Below are 25,784 nucleotides of genomic sequence, written 5' to 3' on the forward strand. Positions count from 1 at the left end.
ATAAAATAACCAAATTTAAACTTCATATCACCAATTTATCCAAAATATGAAAATAAAAAATAACAAAAATAACAATAAAATACTAAAAATATGTTGAAATTGTTGTTAAGTTGTGGTTATATAGATGTATAAAGTGGACGAGAGGTGATGAAATGAAAAGGATTTTATTAACGTCGCATGGCAGATTAGCTTCCGGATTAAAGGATACCTTGGAGTTTTTCCTGGGACAATCAGAAATGATTGCTGCGGTAGATGCTTATGTAGACACTTCCAGTGATTATCTGCAACAGCTCCAGAGGTTTGTGGATTCTGCAGAAGTGGGGGAAGCGATCATATTCACGGATATCTATGGAGGAAGTGTGAATCAGCAGGTTAGTGCAATGGTAATGGAAAGCGGAAAGGATATTCCGATTGTTACCGGTATGAATCTGCCGATTGTTTTATCAGCGGCTATGACCGATGATTGTTTAACTGCTGAACGGATGGAAAGCATGCTGAAGGAATGTCAGTTACAGCTTGTGAAGATGTCCTCATGCGAGACAAAGGAAGGTGATGAGGATGAATTCTTCGCATGAGACAAAGCTGCATCTGCTATTTCGTATGAAAGGGGAAATCTATCAGGAAGCTGATCTGAACGTCTGTTTGAAGAACTTAAAGCTGCAGGAAACTGATTTGGTAATCACGAGTAATTCCCAGATGAAAAAAATCAAAGAGACAAATGCATTGGGAAAGGCTGTTCTTCTGAATATGGATGCATACGGTACGAAGGAGCCCAAAGAGGAATGGGTGGATGACATATTAAAAGTAGCAAATGCGTATCCATACAAGCGTATAATCGCAATCGGCGGCGGTACTGTGATTGATGTTTCAAAGCTTTGTGTATTCGGTGATGGCCGATCCGTACAGGAATTGTACAGCGATAAAAGAGAAGTACGTAAAACGCGGGAGCTGATTGCTTTGCCGACAACCTGTGGAACCGGAAGTGAGGTAACCAATGTTTCCGTTGTGGAATTTCCTTCCCTGCACAGTAAGCTTGGTCTGCAGATGGATGCACTGTTCCCGGATAAAGCGATTCTGATTGGAGAACTGCTGACCTCGCTGCCGTATAAGACATTTGCACTCACATCCATCGATGCATTGGCACATGCGATTGAGGCTTTGCTTTCACCCAAGGCAAACCCCTATACAGATATGTATGCTAAAAGTGCGATTTCAGGTATTGTGGAAAATCTGCAGGAGACACGAAAAACAAAGAAGCTCCCTCAGGATATGCAGAAAAGTCTGATTTGTGCCAATATGGCGGGAGTCGCTTTCAGTATAGCGGGATGTGCCACCATGCATGCACTGTCCTTTCCTTTGGGTGCGAACTATCAGCTTGCCCATGGAGAAGCAGTCTATGCCGTATTTGCACAGACTCTGCAATACTATCAAAAAAAGAATATACCATTATACAAGCTTGAAAATGCTTTAAAGGATCTGCCAGCAGATATTTCTTCTGTTTCAGGACTACAAAAGTTGTTATCTGAAATCTATCCATGTCCGGATTTCAAAGCATTGGGGATCGATGAGGGGATTTGTGACACATGGGCAGTCAGCGTGTATGAAAAGCAACAGCGGCTGCTTGTCAATTCACCCTGCGTATTAAACAGCAATGATTTAGCAGCGATTTATAAAAGCTGCATCTAAGGAGGAACGTATGATAATTCAAATTCGAGTAGATGATCGTTTGATTCATGGGCAGATAGCAGTCGTATGGTCAAAGCATTTCGCTACCAATCATCTGGTAGTGGCAAATGATCAGGCGGCAAAAAACGAGGTACAGCAGATGACATTGAAAATGGCAACTCCAAATGGCGTGAAGGTTTTGATTCGCAGTGTTGATGATGCCATCAAGGTGTTTAATAATCCCAAATCTGAGACTGTTAAGATGTTTGTCTTAACCAATAGTATTCAGGATGCTTTGAAAATCGCTACCAATTGCAAGGTGGAATCGATAAATGTAGCGAATGTCGGGCGCTTTGAAGCAGCATCGGAAAAGAAGCAGCTGAATACGGATGTCGGCTGTACACCAAAGGAATTGGAAGCATTGAAAGAAATCGCCAAGCTTGATATGGAAACCATTCACTGGGTTATACCGACAAATCCTAAAATCAGTGTGAAAAAGCTGCTGGAAAACAATTAAAGGAGGGAATTGAATATGTTAAACGTCGCTTTATTATCTGCATTGTCCTATTTCATCTGTTATGCCGGAAACTGGATGTTTGGTCAAAGCATGTCAGACAGACCAATCTTTATCGGGGCGGTTACAGGACTCTTGCTTGGGGATTTGCAACAGGGGCTGATTATCGGGGCAACACTGGAGGCTGTATTTATGGGGTCTGTCAATATCGGTGGACAGATATCAGCGGACCATTCTGCGGCAACCGTATTTGCGGTAGCCTTCGCAACTAATGCTACACTGGATCCGCAGGCAGCCTTGACGATTGCTGTACCTATCGGGATTCTGATGGGATTTGTAACCATGTTTGTAAATAATATTTTCCTGACCGTATTCACAACCTTAATGGATAAATGGGCACTCGAGGGAAATGAAAGAGGGCTTCTCATCTACTTGAACTTTGGCGTCTGGCTGGCTAAAAATCTGTTCTTTGCTGCTATCGTATTCTTCGGTGTATATGTGGGCTACAATGCAGTTGAAGCATTTGTGGATTCCATTCCGGATGTTGTCATGACCGGCCTTACCGTTTGCGGACAGCTGCTTCCGGCAGTTGGTCTGGCTTTGCTGATGAAAATGATTTGGACAAAGGAAATCGGTATTTATTATCTGCTCGGCTTCGTTATGTTTATCTATATGAAGCTGCCAATCATCGCGATTGCAGTCATCGGTATTGTCATCGTGGTAGCGACAGCCATGCGTGATTTTGAAATCAATAGAATGAAACAGCACCCAATCGCATGTGCTGACACAAATGATTCAAATGAGGAACTGGAGGATTTCTTACAATGAAACTGACAAATAATTTATCAAGAGAAGATAAGAAAATGATCAATTCCATTTGCTGGCGTTCACTGAATGCACATTGTTCAAGGGTAGGCGGGCAGGCCAGACAGATGGCAATCGGATTTTTGTGGCAGATTATGCCGGCACTGAACCGTTATTATAAAGATCAGCCGGAAAAGAAAAAAGAAGCACTTTACCGTCATGTTCAATTTTGTAACGTATCCAATGCTATCTATCCGTTCCTGGCTGGACTGGTTGCTTCCATGGAAAAAGAAAACAGTGAAGTAGATGACTTTGATACAAGCTCCATCGTCGCAATCAAAGCAGCGCTTATGGGGCCGCTGGCAGGAATCGGAGATTCCCTGCTGTTCAGTGTCGTACGTGTCATTGCGGCAGGTATTGGTATCAGCTTTGCATTGCAGGGTTCTATCCTTGGACCGATTCTCTTCTTTCTGATTTATAACGGCTGTACGATGGCATTGCGCTTCTCTTTGGGATATGTCGGCTTTATCAGCGGTTCCAGCTTTATCACAAATATGTATCAGAATGGTACCTTAAAGATATTGACAAAATGCGCCGGTATACTTGGTCTGATTATGGTTGGTGCAATGACAGCATCTACTGTAAAATTTACAACAGCGATTTCCATTCCGATTCCTGGCGGAGAAGCGGTCGCATTACAGTCCTCCTTGGATACCTTGTTTTTAGGACTTGTTCCGCTCCTGCTGACATTCGGCTGTAAAAAACTGCTTGATAAAAATGTAAACATCAACTGGATTATGGTCGGAATCTTTGTTCTTTCCCTGCTAATGGCAGCGGTGCATATCGTTTAGACTTCAAAATGAAATATTCATGACGATAAAAGGAGGAAACCTATATGCGAAAGAAATTGACGATTCTGCACACCACCCTTGCGACAACCACAACGATACCTGCAATGATACGGGAGCTTTATCCGGATGAATTTGATATTGTAAACGTGTTAGATGATTCTTTACTAAATGATATAAAGTGCAGCGGCAGGATGAGTGCATCCATAATCGAACGATTTATTCAATATGCATGTATTGCGAAAAACAATGGAAGTGACGCGCTTTTACTGGCTTGCTCTTCTCTTGGCAAAGCAGCGGATATCGCCAGAGAGCTCCTGGATATACCGCTATATAAAATCGATGAGCCAATGGCGGATCAAGCGGTGAACTCAGGAAATAACATTCTCGTTCTGGGAACGGTGAAAAGTACGCTGGAGCCGACCTCCGATTTAATTCGAAGCAAACGGAAGTCACAGGAGCAAAGCATCACCTGTATCCTGATTCCCTACGTGTTTGAATTATATGAAATTGACAGAGAACAGCATGACCAAAGGATCGCAGAAGTGATACAGGAGCATTTGAACACATATGATGTGATCGTACTGGCACAGGCAAGTATGGCAAATGCGATACAATATATCACGCAGGGCAGAGAGAAAATAGTAACGAGTCTGCCATTGGGTCTGCAGCAGCTGAAGGAGATTTAAGTAGGGAAAGGGAGGAGTCTGTATGGATTATATAAATAAAAATAGCATCACCGTGGATGCACTTTGCGGACGTGGACTAATACGCGCCGTTGGTAAAAACAGCTGCTTTGACAGCGATAAAATGACAGTGGGATATGCGTTATACAGAAAAGAATATGGCATCATGGAGCCGCATGCACATGCAGAGGAAACCGTGATCATCACAAAATCGGTAAACGGGTATGTATCCTGGGGGAATGATGCGCATCATTTGCAAAGAACCATTGCATTAGAGGAGGGGATGATTCTTCATATCCCGGAAAATGAATGGCATGCTTTCCACTATGATGAAGGTGGATGCGTAGAAATCGTCTTTATATATGGCCAGGGTGATAACTGCAGGCCGGAGGATAACGAAAGGTAAGGGTGCTTATTATGTTAGTTACAATGAAAGAAATACTCGATCATGCAAAGAAAGGAGGATATGGTGTTACCGCACCCAATGTACAAAGTGAGGATACGGTAAGGGCCGTGCTGGAGGTAGCTGAGGAATACCATGCTCCCATGATTGTAGATGTCAATGCGTTTATTCATACGGATCTTCCGTGGTTTATACATATGATACGGGATCTTGCAGAAAAGGTGTCAGTACCTGTCGCAATCAATCTGGATCATGGAAAATCCTATGAGGATATTATGCTCGCTATCAATTCCGGGTTTACATCTATCATGGTTGATCGTTCCAGCTTATCCTATGAAGAAAATGTGGAACAGACAAAGGAAGTCGTAAAAATGTGCAGACCGCTGGGAATCAGTGTTGAGGCCGAGCTGGGACATGTCGGTATGGGAAACAATTATGCTGTAGACGGAGTAAATAATCTTACCGTTCCAAAAGAAGCGGCAGATTTTATCAAGGAAACCGGTGTGGATTGTCTGGCAGTTGCCATAGGAACCGCACATGGACGCTACACGGGAACACCACATATTGACTTCGAGCGATTAAAGCAGCTCGTTGAAGCATGTGGAGAAACACCGCTTGTCCTGCATGGCGGAAGTGGAACGGGGGATGAAAATCTCAGAAAAGCAGTTCGATCAGGAATTCAGAAGGTTAATCTGGCTACTGAGCTGATCGTTGCAGGAAAAGAGGAGCTGGAAGACTTCATCAAGGATCCGAATTTTGATAAATGGAAGCTGATACCTGCCTTCAAAAAGGGGTATAAGGATCGTCTGGCTCATTACGTTGAATTGTTTGATCAGGCTGGAAAGGCCTGGGGGTAAAGGAAGCGTACAGCAGTTCCCGCAGTATGGAAGTTGTTCCTGAACCGGGAACTGTTTCCTGTAAACGGGAACTTATCCTCTTACCGAAAAAGGAGCTATATATGGAAATGAAAAATATAAAAATCGGTGTTATCGCAGACGATTTTACAGGTGCAGGGGATGCGGCCAGCTTTTTAGAAAAAAGCGGTGCTGAAACCATTATGTACAACGCAGTTCCAAACGAGCTGCAGGTGTGTGATGCGGCTGTTATCGCTTTGAAAACAAGGAGCGTTTCTCCCCATGAGGCTGTTGCGGAAGCAAAAAAGGCTGTTGATTTCCTCAAGGAAAACGGATGTGAACGAATATATTTTAAATACTGCTCAACCTTTGACTCCACTCCTCAGGGGAATATCGGAGTCGTTGCTGATTTCTTGTTGGAATATCTGGCACAGCCCTTTACAATTCTATGCCCCTCCTTACCAGTGAATCATCGCATAGTAAAGGATGGAAATTTGTACGTCAATGGTGAGAAATTAAGTGATAGTCCGTTGAAAAATCATCCCTTGAATCCAATGTGGGATTCCTATATCCCCAATCTGATGAAGCCACAAAGCAAATACCCCTGCTTTATTATGCGGCAGGAGGAGCTTTGTGAGGGAGAATGGAAACAAACGATCCATGCGTTGAAATGCGAATATGAGAAGTTTTATATCGTACCGGATTACGAAACAGAGCAGGATGGAAAACGGATAGCGGAAGCGTTTAAGGATCTGCCTATTCTTACCGGCGGCTCTGGACTGCTTGCCCATGTCTTACAGAACGATGCTTTTTTGCATTCGGAAAAAAATCAGATACGGAAGCATGGGCGGACGATTTTGCTATGTGGAAGCTGCTCGGCTGCGACTAGATGTCAAATTGAGTATTTCCGAAAGCATCAAGGCTGCTGTTATCCTGTAAATGCAAACCGTGTGATGAATAAAGAGCTTACCGCACAGGATATTCTGACATATGCAAACAAACAGACACAGCCGGTGCTGATTTACAGTGATGCGGTGGAACGGGATATGCGAAAGCTAAAAAAGGATGAAGCCTTCTATCAAGCATCGAAATGTATAGAACAGATCATGGGGGAGATTAGCAGCGCTGCTTTGGCGTGCGGATATGAACGTATCGTAGTTGCGGGCGGAGAAACCTCCGGAGCTGTCATGCAGCAGCTGGGCTTTGATGGATTTTGTATCGGAAAAAGTGTTGATCCCGGTGTTCCTGAACTGATTCCATTGAAGAATGAGCGTCTTACTCTTATTCTGAAATCCGGTAATTTCGGTGCAGAGGATTTCTTCATCAAGGCAATAGGAGGGAACACACATGAGTGAATTACAGGAAAAGCTGGATGCCGCTATCTGGAGTGCGCATACCTTGTTTCAGAAAGGACTTGTTGGCGGCTCGACAGGAAATATCAGCTTTCTCCATGAACATCGTATGTATATTTCAAGGAGCGGAAGCTGTTTTGGAAGATTGCGGCAGGAAGACTTCGCACAGGTGGATATGCAGGGGACTATTCTGTATGGAAAGCCAAGCAAGGAATATCCCATGCATTTGGCATTGTATCAAGAAAGCGAGGCGTATAAGGCGGTGATTCACACACACAGCTTTTATGCTACCGTACTGTCCTGTTATGCAGATGCGGAGTCTCATGTCAGAAACCTGTTTGCATATACTCCTTATCTGTTTATGCAAACAAAAGGAAATATCCCATGTGTTGCGTATGCGCCGCCGGGAAGTGATGCACTGTTTTGTCATTTCAAGGATAAAACGAAGACAAAACCGAAGATATTGCTGTTGAAACATCACGGAATCGTGGCAGGAGCAGAAGATGTGTATCATGCGTTTGATCTTATTGAAGAAATGGAAAGCAGTGCCCATGTATATGCGATGCTGAAAAGCTGTCCGGATGAGGATATCGATTTTATACCTCATTAGATTACGGGCATATATGGCTAACGCTTGGAAATTAGAGCAATTCATAGAAATGCTGCTTGGTGTTACAGGGGTAGCTCTGGGACTTTCATTCATGATGAAATCCGGTCTTGGACAAACTGCATTGACAGCCTTTCTGCAATGTATTTCACTTATCAGTGGTATGAAAAGCGGCACACTTCTTATGTACTTTTATCTGCTATGTGTTTTATTGCAGCTGCTGATACAGCGGAAGGACTTTGATAAGCTTCAGGTTTTACAGCTACCGGTGTGCTGGATTCAGGGAATTATCATCAATCTCACCTGCTATGATATAGCGTTTCTTGCGGATATTCGCCCTGTATCGTATCCTATGCAATGGGTGTTTCTGGCAGTGGGGATTATCCTTGTGTCCTTTGGTGTTGCGCTTACCATGGCTGCTGATCTTGTGAAACAGCCGTTTGAACAGTTGATTGTCGTGATTTCAAAAAAATATAAAAAGCCCTTCAATTTTCTGCGCTGCGGTGCAGATGCTGTCTTCATCACCTGCAGTCTGCTGCTTGTTGCTGTGTTTTCCCTGGATTTTACAATGCTGCGCGAGGGTACCTGGATCAGTATGCTTGTTTTGGGGAATACCATGGCTGTCTCCTTTCCTCTCATGCAGAAATGCTCTATCTGTTACCGACGAAAGAATGAAAAAAAAGAGGTGAGCTTATAGAGCAGCAGTATGAGGAAAGCCACAGCTATCCTGAATACAGAATTGTAGCTTAAAAACGGAACAATTAGGGAAAATTAGAAAAGGAAAAGGAGTATACAAGGGACATCCCCTGTGAATACTCCTTTTTACGCGTAATTTGCTTGCAGATATAGACAGCTATTTTTCTACCTGCGCACAATTCAAATCCTCCAGCAGATAAAACAGCCGTACCTTGTCTTTTTCCGATAACTCAATTTTCGGGTTATACAGATAATGCTGCAAAACATCCGCATCCTTCAGCAGCTCTGAAATCGGTCCGTCATGTCGGTTCATTTTATCGGAATGCACCGATATAACATGGGTCAGTATCCGGATTTCCTCTTCACTGAATACCTCCATCTTCTCCAGCAGCAGCTTCGCATATTCCGCACTGCGCTGTGCATGACCCAGATGCGGACAATTCTGGGCGTAAAGTGCTATATCATGCAGCATGGCGGCAATACAGCACAGCTCCACATCCAGCTTTCGCAAAGTGGCCAGCATAGCTGCAGCCTGTGCAACGCCGTACGTGTGGATATATGCAAATTTGCGTTCCTCTTCCTTGACAAGCTTTTGAATGACGGCATCCGTTTGTTCACGGATAAGTTCTAAGCGATCCATGACATCACATCCTTTCTTCTATTGTATCATTTCCGTACAGGATATGCACAGTCAAAAAAAAGGATCATGCACGAGGTCATGATCCAAGAACGGTTTTGCTTACGCTACAGTTACGTTAGCAGCCTGCTGTCCACGATCGCTTTCAACAACGTCGAAGTTTACAGCCTGTCCTTCTTCCAGTGTACGGAATCCGTCGCTCTGGATGCTTGAGTAATGAACGAAGATGTCCTTACCTTCATCAGAAGTGATGAATCCATAACCTTTTTCTGCATTAAACCATTTTACTTTACCTGTACTCATTTTAGTACCTCCTATACGTGTGTCAATAAGAAGCCCTCCAATGTATAAAAAAATCACAAAACTGGATATTCGTACATTGAAACACATAAATACAATTCCAGACTTGTGAAATCATAATTATTGCTTTTTATTACTCTTAAACAATATCACTTTCAAAACCGAAAGTCAATCATTATTTCGTGAATTGGAAGGATTTGTTTTTCTCTTTTTTCATGATTCGTGTTTTTTTGTGTAAGCTGTTTCAGATTTTAATCTTTTGGGGTATAATATAGGCATACAAGAAAAGAAACGGAGGAATGTTTATGATCATACAGGATGAAATGCTGCGAGCTGCAATCGCCAGAACCCTGCAGATCGAGGAAGCGGATATCACAGAAAAAAAGCTGGAAGAGCTGACGACACTCTCTGCCAGAAGCAGTGGAATTATCTCTCTGGAAGGACTGCAATATGCGGTTAATCTGAAGTATCTGGACCTTTGCGGAAATGCCATTGAGGATCTAACACCGATCCGTGATTTGCGGGAGATTGAAGTTTTGAATCTGTCCAAGAATATGCTGCGTGACATTCAGGCGCTGAGGGAATTCCGGCAGCTGCTGCGGCTGGATATTTCACGCAATAACCTGTATACGATGGATATCAGTGCACTGGCAGGAATGATCAATTTGGAAGAATTGAATCTGGAACGCAGCAAGGTGGACAATCTGGTATATCTGGAAAATGTCAAGAAGCTGAAGAAGCTGTATGTCGGAATTGAAAACGGACCGTTCCCGCTCAGCATTCTCGGTATGCTGGATGAGCTGAAGGAGCTTCATATGAACAAGATGTGGCTGTATGACATTGCCGATCTGACCTATTTGAAGCACATTGAGGTTTTGGATGTATCGACCAATCTGTTCTGTGATTTATCTCCGTTGCAGTATATGAAGGATTCTCTGCGCAATCTGAATATTTCAAATTGTGAATATCTGCGTGATTTAAGTATATTGGAGGAATTTCCGAATCTGGAGGTCCTTGATATCTCCTTTGACCATATTAAGGATTTCTCATTCCTGAAGAAGCTGAAGAATTTAAAGGATCTTCGTGCTACGCAGAGCGGACTTTGTGATTTACGTAATCTGAAGGGTCTGATCAGGATGGAGAAGCTGGATATCAGTGAAAACCGTGTGGAGCATACGGAAATTTTAAAAGAAATGAAGCTGCTTCGCTATTTTAAAGCCAGCTGCTGTTTCCTGAAGGACATCGACTTTTTGAAGAATGCAAAGGATCTGGTAGAGCTGAATGTCTTCAACAATCATATCAAGCATATCGAGGTTTTAAAGGGCTGTGAGCATATGACAACCCTGGATGTCGGAAACAACGATATTCGCAGTATTGAATCTCTTGAGGATATGATCAATTTGGAATGTCTGGGGCTTTCCCACAACAATATTTCTGATCTGACGCCATTAAAGGATTTAACCAATCTGAGTACGATTGATTTATACAACAATGTCATTACAGATCTTTCACCGCTGAAGAAGCTGATCAATTTAAGCTCCCTGCGGCTGGATCACAATGGCGTAATGGATTTATCCCCGCTGGAGGAATGTATATATCTGAGCTCCCTGACATTGAAGGCGAATTATGTAACAGATGTGACACCGCTGACCAGGCTGAAGAATCTGTATGAGCTTCGTCTGGATGAAAACCCAATCGAGGATATCACAGTTCTTGAGGATATGGAATACTACGAGAAATTCTCATATTGAGACAGTCTGAAAAAATGTAAATTTCTTTGCTTTTGATTATGAATGAAGGCCTGTGTGTATACTGCTGTGTACCACAGGCTTTTCTGTGCTCATAAGCAGATAAAAGCTGCTGCGTCTTGTGAAACGGAGTTGAGGGGAAACACTGTACATCTTTTCCTTAGCATAGCAAGGCAAAAAGAGAATCTGGAAAGAGAATATGGTTCTACTAAGGCCTTGCGTAGAGAGGGAAGGAGGCGTAAGCTAAAAGAGATCTGCACAATCGAAAAAAGGATATCTTCATAAGGCTTTTATCGCTTGAAAACGTGCGAGATTCGTTGATATGCTAACGAAATACCAGCCCTATGAGCACTGTATTTGTGCAGCCGAAGCTTTCTGCATTATCCCCCTTGACCTTCCCCTGAGGGAAAACTGTAAGATATAGGCAGAAACTGCGGAGGTAATTGCATGGAACAGATGAAAATAACAGAAATGGAAGCATTGATCAACAGGAATTACAAGAATATTTGTGGGATGAATGTATTAAAAAACGGTGTGTCGGTGTATGAAGCATACTTTCAGGGATGTACTTCCGAAAGCAGAATGCATGTGTATTCCGTGACCAAAAGTATTGTATCCATATTGCTGGGAATCGCAATGGATGAAGGGTACATTGCGGATGTGTCGCAAAGGGTTCTGGATTTTTTTCCGGAGTATGCAGCCCGGGAGAAAGAGTATGCAAAGGGTGAAGTAACACTGGAGGATGTCATCACCATGACAGCGGCATATAAATATAGAATTCCACCCTATATAAAATATTTTACAAGTGATGACTGGCTGCGGTTTTCACTGGAGCAGCTGAAGGGAAGGGGCGGGAAATTCCGTTATACACCGCTGATTGGACCGGATATTCTGACTGGTATTTTACAAAAGACAACCGGACAATCTGTGCTTGCTTTTGCACGTGAGAAATTATTTGCCCCGCTGCGAATTTCTGTGGAAAAGGAACTGATATTTAAAGATAAGGAAGAACAGATGGCATTCAATCAGTCAGCCTCCATCAGCGGTTGGGCAGCAGACGCAAAGGGACTGCAATCCGCAGGCTGGGGACTGGCGTTATCGGCAAAGGAAATGGCAGATATCGGGCAGCTGTATTTGAATGGCGGTGTATGGGAAGGAAAACAGCTGGTATCAAAGCACTGGATTGAGGAAAGCACAAAGGAGCACAGCCGCTGGAAAAAGCGCAATCTGCCATACGGCTATTTATGGTGGATCGATGAGCAGAAAGACGGATTTGCGGCAATGGGGGATGGAGGAAACATTATTTATGTGAATACCGGAGAACAGCTGGTTGTATCCCTCATGTGCAGGTTTGATCCTAAAGCAAAAGACAGCATGGATTTGATTAAACAGCAGATCGAACCGATATTTAGAAAGTAAAGCAAAGCAGAGGCAAGCAGAAATATAACAGCGTTACAGTAAAAGAAAAGAATGCAAAATCCTTACGGATGCTTACCATCCAAAGATTCTGCATTCTTTTTCAGCTACATGGATAATATTTGTTAAGCTATCGGTACAGCCGCAGGGGAACATCAAGGCTTCCCTGCAATAGTTGCCCTGTTATAAAGGGATTATCGTTTTACCTTCATCAGTTCACTGAATTCATCCAGTGTTTTTTCGAAAAAGGTGAAGGCATCGTCGTAGATACTGTCCACTCTCGGGTCAACACCGGCATGGATCAGCTCATCCAGCGGTGACTCGCTGCCACCCTTGGTGAGAAACTCCAGATACTCCGTTGTATCTCCGGCAAGTATCTTCTTCGCAAAGCTCAATGCCACCGACATACCCAAGGTATATTTATATACATAGAAATTGAAATAAAAGTGCGGTATGTAGTAACAATGATAGCGCTGCAGATCATCCACCTCAACAGCATCCCCGTAATACCGCCTGGACAGCTCCATGTACAGGGAGGTCAGCTTCTGTGAGGAAACTGCTTCTTTGTTTTCCAGCATGGCATACAGCTGCTTTTCGAATTCTGCATACATCGGCTGCCGATAAAGCGTGCCGACAAGCTGATTCAGCAGATTGGAAAGAAGATATGCTTTCTCTTCCTCACTATCGCTGTGATCCAGCAGATAACGGTTCAACAGAATTTCATTCACAGTGGATGCCACTTCGGCTACAAAAATCGTATACTGAGAAAGCATTGGCCGGTTATGGTGACGGGAATACCAGGAATGCATGGAATGTCCCAGCTCATGCGCCAGCGTGCTCAGAGACGGATAATCGTTTGTGAAATTGGTCAGTACATACGGGCGGGAATCATAGGTCCCCCCGGAATATGCTCCACCCTGTTTACCTGCACATGGCAGAAAGTCGATCCAGCGCTCCTCTCTTGCCTGATCCAGCAGCTGCACATAGTCTTCGCCAAGCGGTGCAAGGGCATGCTTGAGAATATCGAAGCTCTCATCGATAGAATAGGTGATATCCACCGCATCCACCAGTGGTATCTGAATATCGTACACATGCTGAACAGCAAGTCCGCTGACCTGCTTGCGAACCGCAAAGTAACGGTGAATGCCATCGATGTATTTTTCATTTGCCATGAAAAGCACCTTGTCAAACAGCGATCGGTCAACGCCGTCTTCAAACAGGGAGGCTTCCAGAGCATTGGAGAAATTGCGTAATCCGGCTTCGAATATCTGGCCCTTGGCATGCCCGCTCAACAGATTCATAAACACATTCTGATAGGTTTTATAGGCGGTGAAAAAATGTTCAAAGGCTTCCTTTCGTACTCTGGGGTCACGGTTTTTCAGGAACTGCTGATAGGTTCCTTCATTCAGGAATTCCTCTTTTCCATTCACCAGAACAGGCTCGAACTGCAAACGGAAGCTTTCAAAGGTTTCCTGCGGATTGCGGATCAGCTCTCCCGCCTGTGCAAGCAAAGCCTCCTGCTCTTCATTCAGCCGGTGTGGGATAGTACGGAATACCTCTTCCATCGGGTAGCGGAAATCCTGACAGTCATCCTCCAGCAGCCACTGTTCAATTTGTTCCCTGTTTTGAATCAGAAGTAAAGGCAGATTGGATAATGCCTGATTCACCTGCTGATACAGGGTATAGCTGCGTGCCAGATTTTCCTGATTCTGCATATTTTCAGGGTCTACATCACTGCTCATCTTCGCATAGCTGATAAGATTATCCAGATAGCGTTCCAGTGTTTCCTGATGCTCCATAAAGCTGATGAAGCTGGCTCTGTCATCCGCAAGAGAAGAAAGGGAAGCCTGCAACAATCCGATTTCCTTTTGTGCCTGTGCAAACTGCACTTCAAAGGCCTCCTGATGTTCAAAGAGAAAGCGCAGATCCCAGGTCAGCTGTGAATCTATTTCGTTACGTTTCATGTATGATCACCTCATATAGTATTGTATGTCAAATAAAAAGAAATCACAAGGAAGCATGTGATTTCTTCTGTTTTCTTTCCTACTGCATATCATCTTCATCTTTTTTGTACTGTGATTTTTCCGCTCTTGCTTTCTTCCACGGCTTTTTTAGACGCAGATTCGGATGCCGTCTGCGGTATACAAGGAGTGTGAGAAACAGACATACAAGCAGTGCCAGCAGCAGACATGGCAACAGGACATAGCGAAGGATATAGTTCTTTCCGTTCAAGGCGATCGTATTCACCTCTGCAATATCGTCTGCTTCCTGTATGCTGCGCTGGTTTGTGGATACCAGAACATAGCTGCCAAGCTTTTCCGTTGTAAAGCGGATGCGGCTTTTACTTTGCTCGGTAGGAATCTGATAGACATCCTGCCCATCCACATAATATATATGGTAGCGTTTATTTTTGCTGTCCTTCGGCTTCCTGATTGAGAATACAGCCTCCTGCTTCAGCTTCAGGGAGGAGAAATCATCCGTTCCTTCGATAGAGAAGGTTTCTTCAACAGTGGTTCCGTCTGCCTTGGCTACTTTCTCTGCAAGTGCTTTCTGCTCCTCATCCATGGAATCCTTTACCTTGAGGACAATCGTTTTAGGCAGGAAGGTATTGAGGAAGCCGGTTTCCTGTATCCGTGCCATGGATAAGCCGGATACCTGCAGATCATGGCTGTCATCCCTGATGATGACACTGTAGCGGGGCTTCAGATTTTCCTGCAGTATCCGGTCGATAAGACGGATCTGTTCATTTGCGAGCGGTGTAAGAGGGAATGCGGTAACATCCTTGCGGAACTGCTCCAGCTCCTGCAGAGCCTCATCGTTTAAATCCGTTTTCCCGTCGTACAGCTTAATGATTGCCGCAGCTCGCTGCTGCATGTTTTCCTGCTTTTTCGTCAGCTCGTCGGATACCCTGATTTCATAATTCAGTGTACAGCCGGCATAGGTCACCTTCAGTGTTTTGGTTCCTTTCTTTTTGCTGGAGAAGCCCTCCACCATATCGGTGGTCATGGAAACCTCCTTACTTGTACCATCCGCAAAATCCACGCGGATTCTGCCATCACTGACATCGAGAGATTCATTTAAATCATAGGTGGTAAGCGGCATCTGCGTCAGCACAATCTGCTTGACATCCCTGTATGTTGCCTTGTAGGTCAACGGTTCCCCTGCGGGCTTTAGCTGTATATCCCAGGAAGAAAAGAGGGCATGATCCTTAACCGGTGCCTGGATCACCGGTGTCTTTCCGGTTTCCACCTGCAGGATGATGGATTTATCTTTGGGATAAAATGTACCGCCATTGGCATCAAAGGTGATATCCACATAGGCTTTATCCTGGATTTGCTTGCTGTTGAGCACTGTGGAAACATCTTCTGCCTTCACAAAGCCATAGCTGTTTTTGAAATTGTAGCTTCCTTCCTGCTGCTTCTGCTCTTTGTCAAGGGAAGGGTCGCTTTGTACCCGATACCAGACGCCATCCTTGTTCTCCAGCTTTTCCAGCAGAATCAGGGCTGCATCATAGCCTTTTTTGATGCTGTATACGGCATCACTTTTTTTATCAGCGTTTTTATATATGGAAACACCGGTATTTTTCACGATTCCAAGCGCATAGCGGTTGTGATCCCTGTCCCCCATGGCGTGATCCATTTCATAAAAGTACTGGGCTGCTTTTTCTCCCCAGTAGGGATCGGATGCGTAAGATACATTCATACCGCCTGCCTTGTTTCCGAAGAAGCCGCCGTGAAACTGAAACTGGCTGGGATTCATATACGCATTGGACAGGTAATGCATGGCATGGGAATATACGCTGCCTGAGGTGCTGGTATAGCGGGAGGCATTTTCCTCAACGGCGGAATCATACGCTGCATGTCCGAACAGATTGTTGCGGGTGTAGGCGAGATAGCTTCTTCCCAGAGCACTTTCATTCTCCGCCAGTGAAAGCATCATCAGCGCATTTGCCCCGAATTGATTCTGATACTGGAAAAACGCAGCTTCCGCCTGTAAAAGCAAAGATTGTGTCAAAACATCATGGATATAGTTGTCCTTATCGTAAAAGGCGGTAATCGTATGCTGCAGAGCCAGTGTGTTTTTCAGATAGCCGTCCACATCCTTTTGTGTATAGGCGCTGGTAGAGCGGTGATTCAGATACTGATAATAATTATAGTAGGGAGCATTGGCATTTACCGCATGCGCAAAGCTGCTGTTTCGATAATCTTCGATCATCACAGCGTAATCATCATAGAAATAATGGGTATCATAGCTATAGTAGGTAACGCCCTCCTTCAGCTGCTGCGGAGCGTTTCCCAGCTGCAGGACATTGTCATAGGCAGCGGTTGCGAGTGAGGATTTCAGCTGATGCTGCAAAGTGTTGTTTTTTACCGTAAATGAGGAAACATTGGGAACCTGCTCAATCGGATAGATGGTGACATCGGCCGCATCTGCCCATCCGGTAACACCGGACAAACGAAACTTTACCTTTTGTGTTCCGGGATTGTATTCCAGAAATGCCGCGTCAATACCATAACAGCCGTTGGTATAGCCTTCTTCACCATTTTCATCATTGGTATAGGTGATGTTCAGCGTGCAGTCTTTGGCTGTCGCAAATTCCACAACCCCCTGCTCCAGACTCAGAAAGCTACTGCCATAGGTGATTGCAAGATTGTCATAGCTGCGTTTACGAAGTGTATAGAGAACCTTTGCCCTGGCATAGGTGTCACTGTCCTCAAGAATTGTATAGGTACCATCCTTTTCCACACTGACAATGTGATATGTTCCATCATCCTGCAGCGTCTTTTCACTGGCTGATACCGGAGTAAGGGATGCCGTGATCAAAAGGCTCAGCATAAGGATGTACAGTTTTTTCTTAATCATGTCGATAACCTCCACACATGTCTTTATTATATCGTACAATCGTGTGCAGGACATGTGAAAGTATAGAAATATATTGAAATTGTAAGATTTCATTATGCATATTTTATGAAAGGATAGCATAGATAGGATCCTTGTTAAATGCCTGCGCAAAGAGGATGCGTGATTGGAAAAGGAATACAGGAACGCATAATCGGTACACTAAGGAAGCGGCATGCGGGCATAAAGCAGGTGATTTTCCGCAATCCTCTTCAACAGAAAAATTCATAAAGGCATAGGAGTTGACAGCAGAAAAGGCAGCTACTATAATAGATTGTACCAGGGCACCCCCTGGGGGAGGTAAAGCGATGAACGATGAACGAAAAAAAGCACTTCAGAATATAAAGACTGCACGCGGTCAGCTGGATGGTATCATTCGCATGATTGAAGAAGGACGCTATTGTATTGATATATCAAATCAGATTTCAGCATCGACGGCTCTGCTGAAAAAAGCAAATCAGCATATTCTGAGCGGACATTTGCACAGCTGTGTACTGACTGCTATTGAAGAAAGGGATGCCGAGGAAAAGGTCAGTGAAATCGAAGCTGTAATTTCGGCACTGCTGAAATAGAAGGAAGGAAAATCTTATGAACAAGACATATAAAATAGAAGGGATGCACTGCTCAGCTTGTGCAGCCTCGGTAGAAAAAATATTGAAGCGTCAGCCAGCGGTAGAGGATGCTTCTGTAAATCTGGTTATGGAAGAAGCGGTGGTCAGCTTCACGGACGGCTTTGACGAAAAAAAGGCCATGCAGGCTGTGGAAAAGGGCGGCTTTCATATGAAGGAGCGCGATGCTGCCAAGCAGCAGACCTATCGTGTTGAGGGCATGCATTGTGCCGCCTGCAGTGCAGCTGTAGAGCGGGTATTGAGCCGCTTTGAGGAAATTGAGCAGGCGAGTGTGAATCTGGTAATGAATACCGTGCGCATCACATTTACGAAAAAGAATTTCGAGGCGTGGGCAGCGGCAGTGAAAAAGGCCGGCTTCACGCTGCTGGAGGAAGCGAAGAAGACATATCGCATCGATGTGGATGGAATGACCTGTTCGTCCTGCAGCGCTGCGCTGGAGCATGCATTGAATAAAGCAGAAGGAATATCCGCTGTCAGCATCAACCTTGTCACAAATACGGCAACAGTGGAAGCAGACCCGCATAACATCAAGCTGTCGGAGATTCTGGCAATTATTCAGAATACCGGGTATCACGGTGCGCTTCATGTGGAGCGAAAGGAAGAAGCTGTGAAAAAGGATTATGAGGCAGTTAAAATTTATACCACACTGGTTCTGGCCTTTGTTTTACTGTATATCGGTATGTCCCATATGCTGGGCAATATCCGACTGCCGCTGCCGGATATCATTCATTATGATACACATCCATTCAATTTCGCCTTTATTCAGTTTCTCCTTGCGACAGTGATTCTCATTCTGGGTCGCCACTTCTTTACCAGAGGGTTTACGGCATTATTCCACAAGGCACCCAATATGGATACGCTGGTGGCAGTCGGTACGGGCAGTGCCTATCTGTATTCACTGTATTCTCTGATTTCCATACTGCAGGGCAATCTGCATGCCGTTCACAGCCTGTATTTTGAATCTGCCGGTGTCGTTGTGGCACTGGTACAGTTTGGAAAGCATCTGGAAAGCATTTCGAAGAAGAAATCGACCGGTGCAATTTCTGCATTACTGCAGCTTCGCCCAAGCAATGCGACATTGCTGAGAGACGGTAAAGAGGTGGAAATTCAGGCAGAGGAAATCACAATCGGTGATCTGCTTGTAGTAAAGCCGGGAGAGCATATTCCAGTAGACGGTATCTTAAAGGAAGGACATGCGAGTGTGGATGAAAGCATGCTGACGGGGGAAAGTATGCCAGTTTCCAAGTCGCAGGGGGATGCATTGATCCAGGGGACGATTGCACTCGATGCCAGAATTGTGATGGAATGCAATGCGGTAGAGGAGGATACCACACTTGCGAAAATTATCCGTATGGTCGAGGAGGCACAGGGCAAAAAGGCTCCGATTGCACGTATTGCGGATAAGATTTCCCTGTATTTCGTGCCAACGGTTATGGCGATTGCCTTTGTGGCAGCACTGCTCTGGTATCTTTCCACACAGGATTTTGCCTTTGCGCTGACGATTTTTGTCAGTGTGCTGGTTATCGCCTGCCCGTGTGCGCTTGGTTTGGCAACACCGACGGCAATCATGGTGGGAACCGGCAAGGCGGCACAGTTCGGTATCTTTATGAAGAGCGGAGAGGCGCTGGAAACAGCGAGCAGTATTGATACAATTGTGTTTGATAAAACCGGAACACTGACAATCGGTAAGCCGGTGGTTACGGATATCGCGGCCGATGATAGACAAAAGCTTCTTGCGATTGCCGCATCTCTGGAGGCAGGAAGCCGTCATCCATTGGCAACGGCTATTCTGGAAAAAGCGAAGGAAGAAAATATCAGCGGCTCTGTATTAACGCATATTGAAACACATAACGGGCGCGGTCTCAGCGGTATTAAAGATGATACGACATGGTATGCGGGAAGCCGCACCTTTCTGGAGCTGGCAGGGGCTTCCTGTGATGCATATGCCGCACAGGAGCTGGCCTGGCTGCAGCAGGGAAAAACAGTTGTATGGATCGGCACATCTTCTCATATATATGGAATTATTGCCATTGCAGATCAGCTGAAGCCGCAGACGAAAGATGTCATACGCCGTCTTCGTGAACAGCAAATCGATGTGGTCATGCTGACTGGCGATAATGAAATCACAGCGGCAGCGATTGCGGAAACCGCAGGAATCGACCATGTGATTGCACAGGTGCTTCCGGATCAAAAGGGGGAGGAGGTCAAAAAGCTGCAGGCACAGGGGAAAGTCGTTGCCATGGTCGGGGACGGTATCAACGATGCAGTTGCTCTGACACAAAGTGAGGTCGGCATCGCCATCGGAAGCGGCAGTGATGTTGCAGTGGAGAGTGCGGACATCGTGTTGGTTAAGGATAATATTCAGGATGTGGAGACGGCAATCCGTTTATCTAAGGCTGTCATACGCAATATCAAGCAGAATCTGTTCTGGGCATTCTTCTACAATACGCTGGGTATTCCGATTGCGGCCGGTGTGCTGCATCTGTTTGGCGGACCGCTGCTGTCTCCGGTATTCGCAGGTGCTGCGATGGCGTTCAGCTCAGTGAGCGTTGTCAGCAATGCACTTCGCCTTCGTAACTTTACATGAGCTTATACAAAATGCTTTTATCATATGAATGACTATATGCTCTGCCATGAATGCAGTATTTGCTGTTAAGGCTTTCAGCCGCAATCAAAAAAGACATCGCTGTATAGGAATTTTGTTGTTTTTGCAGAAAATGAAAATTTTAAGTGAAAAAGGCGACAAGATATAGTACAATAATCTTAATGAAAACTGAGGTGTACTATGGACTATAAAATTATTATATTGGCCGTCGTTATTACAATCGTACTGATTGTCGGCACACAGGTATGGAAGCAGAGTATTTTGAAGAAGCTGTTAAAGCATATGCAGCAGGGTGATTTCGATGCGTATTTCAAGCTTCTGGATTCTCTTCCCTGCAAGTATTTCTATCCTCCGTTCAACCGTGAATATATGCGTTTAAACGGCTATATCATGAAAGCGGATAAGAAAAAAATTGAAGAGTGCTTTGATTTGATTCTGAGCATGCGGATGAATAAAAAGCAGGAGCTGGATGTTGTCATAAAAGCATTTTATTACTATCTGGACGAGGATAGCAAAAAGAAATGTAAAACATTGCTGGAGCGTATGAAAAAGATTGCGGATGAAAGCATTACTCAGGAGTGTCAGGTCATCTACGATATTCTGCTGGAAGAAAAGACCAGCTATATTGATGATATGGAGGAACAGCTGAAGAATGAAGAGCTGCAGGAAGCGCAGAAGGGTATGTTCCACTATATGCTGGCGCTGCAGTACAGCTATCTGAAGGATGAAAAGAAAAAGAAGGAACATCTGCAGGCGGCGTCAAAGGATCTTAAAGGAACTCCGTATGAGATGAAAATCAACCAGTTGATGAAAAAATAGGATAAGTAGCAGTTGTGTATCTCTTCTTACTTTAAGTAAAAGTGATAGATAGAGAGATTTCTTGAATGCCGAATACCGTCATTTCTGAAATCTCTTTTTCATATTGCGTATGGAACGTTATATCACCGCTGAAGGGCATGCGAACGGCTATTTGTTGAGTAAAATGAATTACAATTACAAAATACATCTTAAGAGAGGATATAAGCTATACGATTCCTTTTGAAGTAAAAAAAGAGAAACATGTTGAAATCTATAACATTAGAGGAACTACCGAGAATTACCCGGTAGTTCGAAAAGTAGGATAAAGAAATATTCAAAGAGCCTTGACACACTATAACCTCGACATGATTTTATCCGCAGGCTGATCTGTAATATAAGTATAATTGGAAAAAATGTGAGCTTCACAGATTAAGGTTTTGTACACTTCACTTCATATCACGCTGTAAAAATAATCAAGTTGATACATGATAGGAAAGGGATAAATTTTGTTCTCTGCTTATCGAGGAGGTTCTTTCTGAATATGAAAGCGACTACCCGCCTTGTGTCCAAAATATAAAAAGAAAAATAATACTATGCTGTTTCAAGAAAATTATAAGGCAGTACACGAAATTAGATTGCTGTCTGCTGTCGCTGTTCCAAATGAAAAGAATATCATAGAAAGGTAGATGCTGACAAGTTAATATCAGGTGAAAAAATGGTAGAGAACTTTAAGAATCGTGATTTAAGTGTAATCGTATTTCATGATGGAGAGATACAGATTGATGTATCTGTAAGCCCTGAAGAAAATACAGTGTGGTTAAGTGCGAATCAAATTGCGGAGCTTTTCGGACGTGATGAAAAAACGGTAAGAAAACATATCAATAATGTATTTAGAGAAAAGGAAGTTGATAAAGATAACAACACGCAAAAAATACGTGTTGTCGGTGTTAAGCAGCCTGTACCTTTTTATACGTTGGATGTATAATATCTGTTGGGTATCGAGTAAAATCACATCGGGGCGTGAACTTCCGTAAATGGGCAAATGGAATCCTAAAAGATTACATGGTTCAAGGCTATGCAGTTAATGAGAAAAGGCTGCAATATTTAAATAAAACAATACGACTACAATCCGGCATTATTGCCGGAATCGCCGGTATTGATGCAGACTCGGTTCTTCAGGTGGTTGAAGAATACACTGCAGCCTTGGAATTGCTTGACAGTTATGATCACCAGAGCTTGAAAAAACCGGATGGAACCAAATGTGTTTATCAGTTGACTTATGAAGAAAGCAGAGAATTCATTGACAAAATGAGCTTTGATTCGGATGTGTTCGGAGTGGAAAAAGAGCCTGGAAAAGTTGCCGGTATATTGGCGGTTGTATATCAGGATGTATTCAGCCAGGAGGTTTATCCAACACTGGAAGAAAAGGCGGCAAACCTTTTATACTTTCTTATTAAGGACCATCCGTTCGCTGATGGATGTAAACGAATAGCAGCAGCATTGTTTCTGGAATTTTTAAATAAGAATAATGCCTTGCTTCATAATGGTGAAAAAATTATCAGTGATAGTGCACTGGTTGCCATCACACCGATGGTTGCTGAATCTAAGCCGGAAGAAAAGGAAATCATGATAGCACTGGTGATGAATTTTTTAATAAAGAATTGATGTTTTATGAAGCAAACGGAATATGAGCTGCTATATTCAGGAGTTCTGCAAGGAACTGGCAGTTTTTTCTTAGGCATTTAAGTTGCGTGAACTGTCACAATCCACCTATACTAATACAAGATAGGTGGTATGTATATGAAGATACAGAAAAGAGATGGACAACTTCAGGAATTTGAAGGAGAGAAGATTGCACAGGCAATCAGAAAAGCATTCCGCAGTACCGGGACGCTCATCGAAGAGGCGGTACTTAAGGAAATTATTGAGGACATAACAAAAGCAGCAGCGGCAGACAAGCCGATGCTGAGTGTAGAGGTCGTTCAGGATCTTGTAGAAGAAGAACTGATGCAGCATCAGTTTTATAAAGAAGCAAAAAACTATATTCTGTATCGTCAGAAGCGAACGGAATCCAGGAAGGTGGTACAGGATCTTGTCCATGCACTGCAAAAGGAAGACCTTTACAGCATACTGGCGGATATTCAGCAGCGTTATCCGGATGAGGGCTATGATCTGCGTCATCTGCTCATGAAATTTCATTCCTTTTTGAAAGAGGATATGGAAAGTGATGAGCGGCTGCATATGCTGATGAAGGCAAGTGTTGAGTTAATCAGTAAAGAGGCACCCAAATGGGAATATATCGCTTCCCGCTTTCTTTCCTATGCGCTGCATGAGGAAATCAGTGCCCGCATGCAAAAGCTGGAGCTTCCCGTATTCAGTAAAAAACTGAAATATCTGGAAGAACAGGGCTATTACGGTGATTATATACGGAAGGCATACAGTGATGCGGAGATTGATGAGCTGGGCGCATATCTGAAGGATGAGCGCGATTACCTGTTTACCTACAGCGGTCTGGAGCTCGTGAAAAAACGGTATCTGATGTGTTCCCATGCCCATGAGGTTTTGGAAACACCGCAGGAAATGTTCATGGGTATCGCTATGCATCTGGCACTGCCGGAACAGAATCGCATGTACTGGGCGAAGCAGATCTATGATATTCTCTCTCAATTGCAGGTAACGATGGCAACACCAACCATGTCCAATGCCCGCAAGCCGTATCATCAGCTTTCCAGCTGCTTCATCGATACGGTAGAGGACACCTTAAACAATATTTATAAGAGTGTGGATAATTTCGCACAGGTTTCCAAATACGGCGGTGGAATGGGACTGTATTTTGGCAAGGTTCGTGCAAACGGCAGTGATATCCGCGGCTTTGAGGGAGCTGCCGGGGGTGTGATACGCTGGATTAAGCTTGTCAATGATACGGCGACCGCAGTCGATCAGCTGGGGGTTCGTCAGGGGGCAGTCGCTGTCTATCTAGATGCCTGGCACAAGGATCTTCCTGAGTTTTTGAATCTGAGAACCAATAACGGGGATGACCGCATGAAGGCACATGATGTGTTTCCAGCTGTCTGTTATCCGGACCTGTTCTGGAAGATGGCAAAAGAGGATTTGAATGCGACCTGGTATCTGATGTGTCCGCATGAAATTCATAAAATCAAGGGCTATCACCTGGAGGATTTCTATGGTGAGGAATGGGAAGAGCGCTACTTTGACTGTGTGCAGGACCCGCGTGTTCCCAAGCGCACAATGGTGGTGAAGGATCTGGTACGTCTGATTCTGAAATCGGCAGTGGAAACCGGTACACCGTTTACCTTTAACCGTGATCATGTGAACCGTATGAATCCAAATGCACATGCCGGTATGATTTACTGCAGCAATCTCTGTACGGAAATCGCACAGAATATGAAGGCGCTAAAGCTGGAAGAAAGCCGCATTGTGGAAATCGACGGAGAGAGCGTGGTAGTTAATGAAAGTAAGCCGGGAGATTTTGTCGTCTGCAATCTGGCAAGTCTGTCGCTGGGGAATATTGATGTAAACAACGAGGAAGAGCTTTCCCATATCATTCATGTTATTGTACGCGCATTGGATAATGTAATCGATCTGAATTATTATCCGATTCCCTATGCGAAAATCACAAACCGCAAATATCGCCCGATCGGTCTGGGAGTCAGCGGCTATCATCATATGCTGGTTAAGCAGAATCTGCGGTTTGAGTCCGAGGAGCATCTGCAGTATGCGGATACCCTTTTTGAAAAAATCAATTACTATGCGATTCAGGCAAGCACTGCACTGGCTAGGGAAAAGGGTAGCTATTCCATGTTTGCAGGAAGTGACTGGCAAAGCGGTGCCTATTTCACAAAGCGAGGCTATACATCCGATGCATGGAGCCGGCTGTTTCGGCAGGTGCGTGAGCAGGGAATGCGCAATGCATGGCTGATGGCAATCGCACCGACAAGCTCCACCTCCATCATCGCAGGAACAACGGCCGGTGTGGATCCGATTATGAATAAATATTATCTGGAAGAAAAAAAGGGCAGTATGATTGCCCGTGTTGCACCAGATTTGGATGCGAGAACCTTCTGGCTGTATAAGAATGCCCATCTGATCGATCAGGAATGGGTGGTGCGCTCGGCCGGTATCCGGCAGCGTCATATTGACCAGGCACAGTCTGTCAATCTGTATATCACCAATGAATTTACCCTGCGCCAGGTTCTGATGCTGTATATTCACGCATGGGAATATGGTGTAAAAACGATTTATTATGTTCGCAGCAAGTCATTGGAAGTAGAGGAATGCGAATCCTGCGCATCCTAGAAGGGA

Annotated in this window: 23 protein-coding genes; 19 read left to right on the forward strand and 4 right to left on the reverse strand. The window is 44.3% G+C overall.

Going from position 1 to position 25,784, the window contains the following annotated elements; genetic code table 11:
- Positions 1-152: 152 nt before the first annotated feature.
- From ACESPQ_RS07510 to ACESPQ_RS07560, 11 genes are all read left to right on the forward strand, one after another.
- Positions 153-575: a PTS sugar transporter subunit IIA gene (locus ACESPQ_RS07510; protein ID WP_373144193.1), complete on the forward strand. Its 423-nt coding sequence runs from the start codon at positions 153-155 to the stop codon at positions 573-575.
- Entirely contained in the window at positions 559-1,686 is a 1,128-nt protein-coding gene (locus tag ACESPQ_RS07515) for a 4-hydroxybutyrate dehydrogenase (RefSeq protein WP_373144194.1), read from the forward strand. The genes ACESPQ_RS07510 and ACESPQ_RS07515 overlap by 17 nt, the downstream gene beginning before the upstream one ends.
- A gap of 10 nt (positions 1,687-1,696) precedes the next feature.
- Positions 1,697-2,182: a PTS system mannose/fructose/N-acetylgalactosamine-transporter subunit IIB gene (locus ACESPQ_RS07520; RefSeq protein WP_373144195.1), complete on the forward strand. Its 486-nt coding sequence runs from the start codon at positions 1,697-1,699 to the stop codon at positions 2,180-2,182.
- 15 nt (positions 2,183-2,197) lie between these two features.
- Positions 2,198-3,007: a PTS sugar transporter subunit IIC gene (locus tag ACESPQ_RS07525; RefSeq protein WP_002609497.1), complete on the forward strand. Its 810-nt coding sequence runs from the start codon at positions 2,198-2,200 to the stop codon at positions 3,005-3,007.
- Positions 3,004-3,834, forward strand: coding sequence for a PTS system mannose/fructose/sorbose family transporter subunit IID (locus ACESPQ_RS07530; RefSeq protein ID WP_002609500.1), 831 nt, complete (start codon positions 3,004-3,006; stop codon positions 3,832-3,834). Before ACESPQ_RS07525 ends, ACESPQ_RS07530 begins: the two co-directional genes overlap by 4 nt.
- Before the next feature lie 44 nt (positions 3,835-3,878).
- Positions 3,879-4,520, forward strand: a complete 642-nt coding sequence (locus ACESPQ_RS07535) for an aspartate/glutamate racemase family protein (protein ID WP_257376604.1) — start codon at positions 3,879-3,881, stop codon at positions 4,518-4,520.
- Between the two features lie 22 nt (positions 4,521-4,542).
- On the forward strand, positions 4,543-4,923 hold the full coding sequence (locus tag ACESPQ_RS07540) for a cupin domain-containing protein (RefSeq protein ID WP_002609505.1): 381 nt from the start codon (positions 4,543-4,545) through the stop codon (positions 4,921-4,923).
- A gap of 11 nt (positions 4,924-4,934) precedes the next feature.
- Complete coding sequence (locus ACESPQ_RS07545) at positions 4,935-5,777, forward strand: class II fructose-bisphosphate aldolase (protein ID WP_002609507.1); 843 nt, start codon at positions 4,935-4,937, stop codon at positions 5,775-5,777.
- Between the two features lie 101 nt (positions 5,778-5,878).
- Entirely contained in the window at positions 5,879-7,129 is a 1,251-nt protein-coding gene (otnK, locus tag ACESPQ_RS07550; protein WP_257376603.1) for a 3-oxo-tetronate kinase, read from the forward strand.
- Entirely contained in the window at positions 7,122-7,736 is a 615-nt protein-coding gene (locus ACESPQ_RS07555; protein ID WP_009270888.1) for a class II aldolase/adducin family protein, read from the forward strand. The genes otnK and ACESPQ_RS07555 overlap by 8 nt, the downstream gene beginning before the upstream one ends.
- 13 nt (positions 7,737-7,749) lie before the next feature.
- Entirely contained in the window at positions 7,750-8,430 is a 681-nt protein-coding gene (locus tag ACESPQ_RS07560; protein ID WP_257376602.1) for a hypothetical protein, read from the forward strand.
- Positions 8,431-8,586: 156 nt separating this feature from the next.
- Here ACESPQ_RS07560 and ACESPQ_RS07565 read toward each other — a convergent pair whose 3' ends face one another.
- Complete coding sequence (locus ACESPQ_RS07565) at positions 8,587-9,069, reverse strand: HD domain-containing protein (protein WP_002609515.1); 483 nt, start codon at positions 9,067-9,069, stop codon at positions 8,587-8,589.
- A gap of 99 nt (positions 9,070-9,168) precedes the next feature.
- Positions 9,169-9,369 (reverse strand): cold-shock protein, encoded by a 201-nt coding sequence (locus tag ACESPQ_RS07570; RefSeq protein WP_002609517.1) that lies wholly within the window; start codon positions 9,367-9,369, stop codon positions 9,169-9,171.
- Positions 9,370-9,671: 302 nt separating this feature from the next.
- On the opposite strand from ACESPQ_RS07570, the gene ACESPQ_RS07575 reads away from it, so the two are divergent.
- Both ACESPQ_RS07575 and ACESPQ_RS07580 read left to right on the forward strand, forming a co-directional pair.
- Entirely contained in the window at positions 9,672-11,117 is a 1,446-nt protein-coding gene (locus tag ACESPQ_RS07575) for a leucine-rich repeat domain-containing protein (protein WP_373144196.1), read from the forward strand.
- Positions 11,118-11,561: 444 nt separating this feature from the next.
- A complete protein-coding gene (locus ACESPQ_RS07580; RefSeq protein ID WP_257376601.1) occupies positions 11,562-12,533 on the forward strand; it encodes a serine hydrolase domain-containing protein in 972 nt (323 codons plus the stop codon).
- A gap of 191 nt (positions 12,534-12,724) precedes the next feature.
- Here the strand turns inward: ACESPQ_RS07580 and pepF are convergent, their stop codons facing one another.
- Together pepF and ACESPQ_RS07590 are read right to left on the reverse strand one after the other, a co-directional pair.
- Entirely contained in the window at positions 12,725-14,494 is a 1,770-nt protein-coding gene (pepF, locus tag ACESPQ_RS07585) for an oligoendopeptidase F (protein ID WP_373144197.1), read from the reverse strand.
- A gap of 79 nt (positions 14,495-14,573) precedes the next feature.
- Positions 14,574-17,393 (reverse strand): glucosaminidase domain-containing protein, encoded by a 2,820-nt coding sequence (locus ACESPQ_RS07590; protein WP_373144198.1) that lies wholly within the window; start codon positions 17,391-17,393, stop codon positions 14,574-14,576.
- Between the two features lie 344 nt (positions 17,394-17,737).
- On the opposite strand from ACESPQ_RS07590, the gene ACESPQ_RS07595 reads away from it, so the two are divergent.
- The 6 genes from ACESPQ_RS07595 (at position 17,738) to ACESPQ_RS07620 (ending at position 25,778) form a co-directional block, all read left to right on the forward strand.
- Complete coding sequence (locus tag ACESPQ_RS07595) at positions 17,738-18,001, forward strand: metal-sensing transcriptional repressor (RefSeq protein WP_002609526.1); 264 nt, start codon at positions 17,738-17,740, stop codon at positions 17,999-18,001.
- Between the two features lie 16 nt (positions 18,002-18,017).
- Positions 18,018-20,645: a heavy metal translocating P-type ATPase gene (locus tag ACESPQ_RS07600; RefSeq protein WP_109770847.1), complete on the forward strand. Its 2,628-nt coding sequence runs from the start codon at positions 18,018-18,020 to the stop codon at positions 20,643-20,645.
- Positions 20,646-20,843: 198 nt separating this feature from the next.
- Positions 20,844-21,482 carry a hypothetical protein gene (locus tag ACESPQ_RS07605; protein ID WP_002609530.1) on the forward strand — a complete coding sequence of 213 codons (639 nt, stop codon included), beginning with the start codon at positions 20,844-20,846 and terminating at the stop codon, positions 21,480-21,482.
- A 694-nt stretch (positions 21,483-22,176) separates the two neighbouring features.
- Complete coding sequence (locus ACESPQ_RS07610) at positions 22,177-22,446, forward strand: hypothetical protein (RefSeq protein WP_233105560.1); 270 nt, start codon at positions 22,177-22,179, stop codon at positions 22,444-22,446.
- A 77-nt stretch (positions 22,447-22,523) separates the two neighbouring features.
- Positions 22,524-23,126, forward strand: coding sequence for a type II toxin-antitoxin system death-on-curing family toxin (locus ACESPQ_RS07615; protein ID WP_373144244.1), 603 nt, complete (start codon positions 22,524-22,526; stop codon positions 23,124-23,126).
- A 135-nt stretch (positions 23,127-23,261) separates the two neighbouring features.
- Positions 23,262-25,778 carry a ribonucleoside-diphosphate reductase subunit alpha gene (locus tag ACESPQ_RS07620; RefSeq protein WP_373144199.1) on the forward strand — a complete coding sequence of 839 codons (2,517 nt, stop codon included), beginning with the start codon at positions 23,262-23,264 and terminating at the stop codon, positions 25,776-25,778.
- The last annotated feature ends 6 nt before the right edge of the window (positions 25,779-25,784 follow it).

The organism is Clostridium sp. HGF2 (assembly GCF_964240115.1).
In the GTDB taxonomy this organism is placed as follows: domain Bacteria; phylum Bacillota_I; class Bacilli_A; order Erysipelotrichales; family Erysipelotrichaceae; genus Clostridium_AQ; species Clostridium_AQ innocuum.

What these genes read in the sequence shown, in the direction of transcription:
- ACESPQ_RS07510 (WP_373144193.1), top strand. Translation starts at nt 153, where the DNA reads ATGAAAAGGATTTTATTAACGTCGCATGGCAGATTAGCTTCCGGATTA.
- ACESPQ_RS07515 (WP_373144194.1), top strand. Translation starts at nt 559, where the DNA reads ATGAATTCTTCGCATGAGACAAAGCTGCATCTGCTATTTCGTATGAAA.
- ACESPQ_RS07520 (WP_373144195.1), top strand. Translation starts at nt 1,697, where the DNA reads ATGATAATTCAAATTCGAGTAGATGATCGTTTGATTCATGGGCAGATA.
- ACESPQ_RS07525 (WP_002609497.1), top strand. Translation starts at nt 2,198, where the DNA reads ATGTTAAACGTCGCTTTATTATCTGCATTGTCCTATTTCATCTGTTAT.
- ACESPQ_RS07530 (WP_002609500.1), top strand. Translation starts at nt 3,004, where the DNA reads ATGAAACTGACAAATAATTTATCAAGAGAAGATAAGAAAATGATCAAT.
- ACESPQ_RS07535 (WP_257376604.1), top strand. Translation starts at nt 3,879, where the DNA reads ATGCGAAAGAAATTGACGATTCTGCACACCACCCTTGCGACAACCACA.
- ACESPQ_RS07540 (WP_002609505.1), top strand. Translation starts at nt 4,543, where the DNA reads ATGGATTATATAAATAAAAATAGCATCACCGTGGATGCACTTTGCGGA.
- ACESPQ_RS07545 (WP_002609507.1), top strand. Translation starts at nt 4,935, where the DNA reads ATGTTAGTTACAATGAAAGAAATACTCGATCATGCAAAGAAAGGAGGA.
- otnK (WP_257376603.1), top strand. Translation starts at nt 5,879, where the DNA reads ATGGAAATGAAAAATATAAAAATCGGTGTTATCGCAGACGATTTTACA.
- ACESPQ_RS07555 (WP_009270888.1), top strand. Translation starts at nt 7,122, where the DNA reads ATGAGTGAATTACAGGAAAAGCTGGATGCCGCTATCTGGAGTGCGCAT.
- ACESPQ_RS07560 (WP_257376602.1), top strand. Translation starts at nt 7,750, where the DNA reads ATGGCTAACGCTTGGAAATTAGAGCAATTCATAGAAATGCTGCTTGGT.
- ACESPQ_RS07565 (WP_002609515.1), bottom strand. Translation starts at nt 9,069, where the DNA reads ATGGATCGCTTAGAACTTATCCGTGAACAAACGGATGCCGTCATTCAA.
- ACESPQ_RS07570 (WP_002609517.1), bottom strand. Translation starts at nt 9,369, where the DNA reads ATGAGTACAGGTAAAGTAAAATGGTTTAATGCAGAAAAAGGTTATGGA.
- ACESPQ_RS07575 (WP_373144196.1), top strand. Translation starts at nt 9,672, where the DNA reads ATGATCATACAGGATGAAATGCTGCGAGCTGCAATCGCCAGAACCCTG.
- ACESPQ_RS07580 (WP_257376601.1), top strand. Translation starts at nt 11,562, where the DNA reads ATGGAACAGATGAAAATAACAGAAATGGAAGCATTGATCAACAGGAAT.
- pepF (WP_373144197.1), bottom strand. Translation starts at nt 14,494, where the DNA reads ATGAAACGTAACGAAATAGATTCACAGCTGACCTGGGATCTGCGCTTT.
- ACESPQ_RS07590 (WP_373144198.1), bottom strand. Translation starts at nt 17,393, where the DNA reads ATGATTAAGAAAAAACTGTACATCCTTATGCTGAGCCTTTTGATCACG.
- ACESPQ_RS07595 (WP_002609526.1), top strand. Translation starts at nt 17,738, where the DNA reads ATGAACGATGAACGAAAAAAAGCACTTCAGAATATAAAGACTGCACGC.
- ACESPQ_RS07600 (WP_109770847.1), top strand. Translation starts at nt 18,018, where the DNA reads ATGAACAAGACATATAAAATAGAAGGGATGCACTGCTCAGCTTGTGCA.
- ACESPQ_RS07605 (WP_002609530.1), top strand. Translation starts at nt 20,844, where the DNA reads ATGGACTATAAAATTATTATATTGGCCGTCGTTATTACAATCGTACTG.
- ACESPQ_RS07610 (WP_233105560.1), top strand. Translation starts at nt 22,177, where the DNA reads ATGGTAGAGAACTTTAAGAATCGTGATTTAAGTGTAATCGTATTTCAT.
- ACESPQ_RS07615 (WP_373144244.1), top strand. Translation starts at nt 22,524, where the DNA reads ATGGTTCAAGGCTATGCAGTTAATGAGAAAAGGCTGCAATATTTAAAT.
- ACESPQ_RS07620 (WP_373144199.1), top strand. Translation starts at nt 23,262, where the DNA reads ATGAAGATACAGAAAAGAGATGGACAACTTCAGGAATTTGAAGGAGAG.